At 51.6% G+C, this 6123-nt stretch carries 8 protein-coding genes and 1 pseudogene; 4 read left to right on the top strand and 5 right to left on the bottom strand.

All coding sequences use genetic code 11. The annotated features are described in order from the left end of the window. Positions 1 to 269 (top strand): hypothetical protein (locus tag ACOJWD_RS00300; RefSeq protein ID WP_486991217.1); only part of this gene is annotated, 269 nt, incomplete at its 5' end. A gap of 8 nt (positions 270 to 277) precedes the next feature. On the opposite strand, the gene ACOJWD_RS00305 is transcribed toward ACOJWD_RS00300, so the two are convergent. After that, positions 278 to 1480 (bottom strand): aminotransferase-like domain-containing protein, encoded by a 1203-nt coding sequence (locus ACOJWD_RS00305; protein ID WP_486991218.1) that lies wholly within the window; start codon positions 1478 to 1480, stop codon positions 278 to 280. 275 nt (positions 1481 to 1755) lie between these two features. On the opposite strand from ACOJWD_RS00305, the gene ACOJWD_RS00310 reads away from it, so the two are divergent. Continuing rightward, positions 1756 to 2124, top strand: a complete 369-nt coding sequence (locus tag ACOJWD_RS00310) for a hypothetical protein (RefSeq protein WP_486991219.1) — start codon at positions 1756 to 1758, stop codon at positions 2122 to 2124. A 132-nt stretch (positions 2125 to 2256) separates the two neighbouring features. Beyond that, positions 2257 to 4116 (top strand): APC family permease, encoded by a 1860-nt coding sequence (locus ACOJWD_RS00315; protein WP_486991220.1) that lies wholly within the window; start codon positions 2257 to 2259, stop codon positions 4114 to 4116. Positions 4117 to 4179: 63 nt separating this feature from the next. Here the strand turns inward: ACOJWD_RS00315 and ACOJWD_RS00320 are convergent, their stop codons facing one another. Both ACOJWD_RS00320 and ACOJWD_RS00325 read right to left on the bottom strand, forming a co-directional pair. Then, positions 4180 to 4704, bottom strand: coding sequence for a sulfocyanin-like copper-binding protein (locus tag ACOJWD_RS00320; RefSeq protein WP_486991221.1), 525 nt, complete (start codon positions 4702 to 4704; stop codon positions 4180 to 4182). Between the two features lie 307 nt (positions 4705 to 5011). After that, positions 5012 to 5269 carry a zinc ribbon domain-containing protein gene (locus ACOJWD_RS00325; RefSeq protein WP_486991223.1) on the bottom strand — a complete coding sequence of 86 codons (258 nt, stop codon included), beginning with the start codon at positions 5267 to 5269 and terminating at the stop codon, positions 5012 to 5014. Between ACOJWD_RS00325 and ACOJWD_RS00330 the strand changes: the two genes are divergently transcribed. After that, the gene (locus ACOJWD_RS00330; protein ID WP_486991222.1) at positions 5210 to 5665 is read left to right on the top strand and encodes a hypothetical protein; all 456 of its coding nucleotides are present in this window, start codon (positions 5210 to 5212) and stop codon (positions 5663 to 5665) included. The two genes, ACOJWD_RS00325 and ACOJWD_RS00330, sit on opposite strands and share 60 nt — an antisense overlap. 89 nt (positions 5666 to 5754) lie before the next feature. On the opposite strand, the gene ACOJWD_RS00335 is transcribed toward ACOJWD_RS00330, so the two are convergent. Then, positions 5755 to 5838, bottom strand: coding sequence for a helix-turn-helix domain-containing protein (locus tag ACOJWD_RS00335; protein ID WP_486991224.1), 84 nt, complete (start codon positions 5836 to 5838; stop codon positions 5755 to 5757). Positions 5839 to 5932: 94 nt separating this feature from the next. Further along, positions 5933 to 6123: pseudogene (locus ACOJWD_RS00340) on the bottom strand (recombinase family protein); the annotation flags it as partial.

The following is a 6123-nucleotide window of genomic DNA, read 5'->3' on the forward strand; positions in this document are numbered from 1 at the left end:
CAATCAGGACGCATGGGTACGATTCCCGCGACCACACTCAACGCAAAAGCGCCGTGACCACCATTGTGGTCACGGTCGCTGCACAAAACTTTGCCCACGGTCCGGCCTTCGCCATTACCAACCACTGGAAACCTCATCTTCCCCAGATAGTGGAAACGGTCCCCATGGGCGCTCACGTCATTGCCGCTCCTTTGCCTACGCGCGGTGGTATGCGAATGGTGGTGTATAATCGCGAGCCGTTTGCGGTCGAGGTGACGCTATGTTATTGAAGTCCTTCTTATTGCGTGCTATCGTCATAGCCCGAACGTAAAAGGTCAGCTAACCGTCGTATGCCCTCTGCCATGCGTTCGAGCGATTCATAGCTGAATGACACGCGAAGTGCATGCGGGTCCTCGCCTTTGGCGCCACTAAAATGAGACCCTGATAAGAGTACGACACCCTTTTGGTGTGCAGCATGCGCTATCGCGTCACTGGACCTGGGAGAATTCACTCTGAGCCAAACAAAGTATCCCCCGCGTGGGATATCCCAGTGAACAGTGCTGGGCATCTCCCGTCCCAAGCACGATAGCATCCAGTCCGCACGAATAGCATATTGTTTTCTCAGTTCGTGCAGGTGTTGAGCGTATGCTTGAGTATTGAGATAGTGACCCACTAACGCCTCTATTAGAGGATTCCCCAAGTCTTTCTTAAGCCGCTCCATGGCCGAGATGAGCAATTTTGGTCCGAGCGCCCAGCCTAAACGCAACCCTGGGGCTAGCGTTTTGGATAAGCTGCCAACATAAATGACCCTGCCATGAGAATCCAATTCCTTCAGACTAGGCAAGGCCCGCGTAAACGCCAAGGCACGATAGGCCGCATCCTCCAAAATATAGGCATCTCCTTGGTTGGCCGTCGCCACCAGCCGTCGCCGGTCTTCAAGAGACATTTCGAGGCCGGTAGGATTTTGAAAATCCGCTCCCCAATAAATCAATCGCACCGGCAGTCCCATCGCTTGTCGCTGCTGTATCAAGGGCTCAATGTCTTCAATAGCAAACCGGCCATTTCGGTGCGCAATCGCAACAATGTGCGGAGTGTAGTTGCGAAAAATTTCCAAGGCTTCCATATAAGTGGAGCCCTGCACTACCACAGTGGTTTTGTCATCAATGAGAACACGGGTCAAAAGATCGACCGCTTGCAGAGCACCGAATGTCGAAATAATGGCGTCACGATCCCCTCGAATCGATTCGGTTTCCTGTGACAGCCATGCCATCCACCTCCCATGCCCATCCGAGCCCAGATACTGAAACGGCTGGTATCTCTCCTTATGCAGCATTCGCGTCCATGCCTCATTGATCGCCGCGACGGGAATTGCCGCAGGATACGGATAGCCTGATCCAAGATTAATGTCCTCTGCTCTAATCGTAGGCATCCATAATCCTGGCGATGGTGTACTTAACGCACGTTCAGCTTGCGGGGATAACCCACCCGTGGGACCTATCATTGCCTTCCCCCCATGTCTCATTTGGGACACCCGTTCCCCCACTGCATACTAGCCTCTATAGTAGTGCTTTCCTCTCAATCGTCACACAGCCATTTCCCCGAAAGTTGCCGATTCAACATCTGTTCTCTCGGGTTGAGAGCGACGAGAAGCCTCGACACGAGCCGAACCGTTCCTCGCTTATTCCGGCAGTGACTTCACGTACGGGACTTAAAAGCGTACATTAGGGTATGTAAAAGGCTACATAGATCGCCACCACGGTAGGAAGGGTGACACGAATGCGCCGTATGGAACTACGAGATCACGAAATCGAAATCACGTTGACAGGAATCACCATGTTAGAAGCCTTGCAAGGACGACTCGTCATTCCCTATGAGAACATTTCAAATGTCTACGATGAATTGCGCGTCCCCGAGAATCTCGTCAGAGTCGGTGGAACCGCTCTAGGATTAGTGTTCGAAGGTCACTACGTGGGTCCAGATGGCTGGTATTTCCTCTCCTACGAACATCCAGACCATGTCATCTCCCTAGACCTGGTAGATTTTCATATCGGTCGCCAATTGTATTCTGGTGTGGCGATTGAGGTCGATAACGCGCGAGAGTTAATGACCTCGATCAATGCGCGTCTCGATGCCTTGGCACCATAGCTGCATCGTATGGATTCAACATGGGGGACATATGCTCTAGGTGGGGTCTTGGACGGTTTGTCAAAACTCCTTATATCACTTGTCTGAAATTCTGAGTATAATCGTTTTTTAGAACTAAAGCGGGGTGGGTACTTGGATTGGCGTCGGGTTGTTTTCGGAAAGCCATTGAAGGATAAGGATGAAGGCGGACGTCGAGTCGGAGTTGTGCTGGGGTTACCGGTTCTGGCACCGGATGCACTATCATCTGTGGCATACGGAACCCAAGAGATTCTCATTGTCCTCTATACCTATGCCGGGGTTGGTGCGCTGTGGTATTCCTTACCTATCTCTGCTGTTATCGTCTTATTGCTCTCATTCTTAGTATTTAACTATCGGCAGATCATCCGCGCCTATCCCAATGGTGGTGGCGCTTACGTGATTGGTCGTGACACGTTGGGTCCCTGGTCTGGCGTCGTAGCAGGAGCCGCCCTTCTGATCGATTACACCTTAACCGTGTCGGTCAGTGTCACGGCGGGCGTGGCGGCACTGGTTTCCGCCTTCCCTTCCCTTCTCTCATGGACCGTACCAATATCGGTGTTCGTCGTACTTTCCGTGATGCTCATTAATTTACGAGGTATCAAAGAGTCGGCTCGGTTATTTATGATTCCTGTGTATCTCTTCATTGTGATGGTGCTGGCCATGGCTGTGGTGGGGATTTTCAAAACCGATCCGACAGCTCAGCCTTTTCACGCCTATTTCGCTCCCACCGCAGCCGCGGTCGTCGCTCCCCTTTTAGTGCTACGGGCGTTCAGTTCCGGCTCCTCAGCACTCACCGGGGTCGAAGCCATCTCGAATGGTGTTCCCATCTTCCGGGACCCCGCTGTTCGGCGGGCCCGTTTGACACTACTTCTTTTAGGGATCTTTTTAGGCAGTATGTTTCTCGGTACGTCCATCATCGCATTTCGCTTTGGCATCATTCCCAATAACAACGTCACCGTACTCCAGCAACTCGCCTCCCGCTTATTCGGTCATGGCATCTTCTTCTACTTGCTATCATTCGTCACGATGGGCATTTTAGCAATTGCGGCCAACACCAGTTTTGCTGGTTTCCCGCAGCTCGCTAGCCTCATGGCACGGGATCAATGGATGCCAAGAATGTTTTTAGCTCGTGGAGATCGCCTGGTGTACCAAAACGGCATCCTGGTGCTCGGCGCATTAGCGAGTCTTTTAATCATCATTTTCAAGGGAAATACCAATAATCTCATCCCGCTCTACGCCATCGGGGTATATATGAGCTTTACCATTGCCATGGTAAGCTTAGTTAAAAAACGGCTTCGTGAAAAGGATGCGGAAGGTCGCACGACCACCGTCATTACGGGCACATTAGGCGCTATGTTAACAGCTACGGTGGTGCTCATTTCCATTGTCACCAAGTTTACGGCCGGGGCATGGATTGTGGTGATCGCTATTCCGATGATCATTCTTAGTCTGCGTGCGGTACGACGTCACTATCTGATGGTGGCAGACAATTTACGCCTCAATGACCTGACCCAAAAACCCGAAGTGAAAAAGCTTGTCGTTGTCGTTCCCGTCGCTAGCATCAATCACATGACCATGGCAACCATATCAACAGCGCTGTCCATGAATCCCGATGAGATCATTGCACTAAATATCAGCTCCACTCCCGAACGAGAAAAACATGTCACCGATCGTTGGAATGAGTGGAATCCCGATCCACGAATTAAATTTGTCTCCATCCAATCTCAGTATCGTTCGGTCTTACGACCCATGGTACGCTATGTGGATCACCTTACCCACCTCTTTGCCCCAGGGAGGGTAATCGTTGTCATTCCGGAACTGGTGGTCGGACGACATTGGCAAAATGCCTTGCATAACCATATGGCATTTGCCCTGGAAGCCATACTGGTGTTCCGCCGCGAAGTATCCGTCATGGTGGTTCCGTATCATTTGCCCAATGCCCCCCAACCACCTGCGGTACCACACGACAAATAATGTAGTTCCCATGAGTCGCGTCGGATAACGTCGCTCATGGGAACTAGATCACAAATGGAGTTACTAAGATTTGGTAGTTAACGAGGGGGCCCCGGAAGACACAACCTTGAAGGTTTCCCAAATATTACTCACCGGGATGTTATCACTGGTAACACCATCGACCAAATCGGACAGGGTGTAGGTTCCCACTCTAGAAGCCGTGAAGGTGTATGATTGCGATTGCCCAGGGATAAGACCAGGATACTCTCCTAAAGACGCATTCTCATACGAATCGCCCGATCCGGGAAAGGCAAGATTGGTAATGTCTTGATAGATGCCCATCGACTCCGGTAATGGCCCGTCGTTGATAAACTTCATATGCACTTCTGATCCTACCGGCACGTTAATGGTAAGGTCTCCTGCGGGCACACCATCCACCGTATTCTCAGCCAAATCATTGCTATATCCCGTTTTCACGGTAAGGTTAATCACATTGGTACCAGGTACAACATGTAAGTATTGGGATGCTTGCGCGGACTGAATTCCGCAACCCGCAAGAGCCCCAGACAGCGCCACCACGCCAATCGCCATCCACTTCGCGCGCTTCACGACAAAACCTCCTTGAAACATGATCATAAGGTCCGCCCAGCGGATCCTCATTCCATCAGAAATACAACCACCAACAAATTCAGTGAATTAGTCCATAAAGACTAGTGTCTCCACTATGATTCATTATCTAATGCTAGCCCGAATAGCGCAAGTAATAATTGGGAATGGAGATGAAATCAGGAATATGCGCGTCAAAACCGCCATAAGCATAGCGAAACCCTCCCTTTCTACATCTTCATTTCCCATTCAAATCACACAAATATGCGCTATGCTCCGAGGACAAGTAATGGAGATGACGTCTCGAGATCTAGGGTCTAACATCGACAACGGGTAGGATCGTGACGCGCAGTTTTACGCCTCCCGTCGCACGGTCTTCGGGTTTCTGCAGCACCGTTCTGATGGACTTATTCATTTCTGAGGAGCCCCTCACCGAACTCCCAGGACTCGCTGTAAAGCTCGTCTCGGCCACTCGACGTAAATTAATCGCCGCATTGATGTCGCGATCATGATGCGTGTAACATTCTGGGCACGTCCACTCCCGCACTGCGAGCGGTATTTTCGGGATTTTGTATCCACACGACGCACACGTTTTGCTACTGAGTTACCAGCGATTCACGACGATGACCGTCTTCCTCCGTTGCGCCACTTTATAGGCGAGTTAACGACGAAATTCTCCAAAGCCCATATCCGCAACGGCCCGGCCCAACGGGTGATTTTTGAGCATTCCGGCCACGTTCAGATCCTCGATGGCGATGACATCGAAACGTTCGACGAGATCGATCGTGAGTTGATGCAACGTATTGGCCGGATATTCGTAATCCGGGCATGGAGCCAGGTGATGCACCGTTGGGTTTTCCTCATGTTCTCCGACATGGGGAGGTGCATTCCTTTCGGAATGGGTTCTCCGGGCTTCAGCCCGGCGCGGACTTTAGCGGCTTCCATCTGGCGACTGAAGTGTTGAGATCACTGGCGGAGTTTCTTCAACGTAGCGGAATAAGCTTTCGGTACCGCAACTTTCTCGCCGGTCGAGAGGGTAGCCAACGGCTGCCACTAATCCAATTCCCAATTGTAGACAAAGCGCGCCGTTCCCACCGCCTTGCGAAAATACGTCTCCTGGACGTTGTTCGGGTCCAGTGAATTTTGTGGGCGACAATCATGACAACGCCTCCTCCACCGCGTGTTTCACGTCACCGAGCAGCATTTGATTCTTTCGTGAAGGGCTGCCCTACAGCCGGGCCGAACACACCGTGATGATGTCCAGCACGTCTTGGGCCAATTCCTCTTCACACGTGGTGTCCTCCCGTTGGTTGAGAATCACCACTTCCATCTGCTTGGCTTCGCAGATCGCCAAGACCAATTCGGAGCCGAACCGTAAGAGTCGATCTTTGTGCGTGATGACGAGCCGCCGATGCGGCCGGC

Source organism: Sulfobacillus sp. TH-112 (assembly GCF_057473405.1).

Excerpts from the sequence above, each read along its gene's own strand:
- ACOJWD_RS00305 (WP_486991218.1), bottom strand. The coding sequence starts at position 1,480 with ATGATAGGTCCCACGGGTGGGTTATCCCCGCAAGCTGAACGTGCGTTA.
- ACOJWD_RS00310 (WP_486991219.1), top strand. The coding sequence starts at position 1,756 with ATGCGCCGTATGGAACTACGAGATCACGAAATCGAAATCACGTTGACA.
- ACOJWD_RS00330 (WP_486991222.1), top strand. The coding sequence starts at position 5,210 with ATGATGCGTGTAACATTCTGGGCACGTCCACTCCCGCACTGCGAGCGG.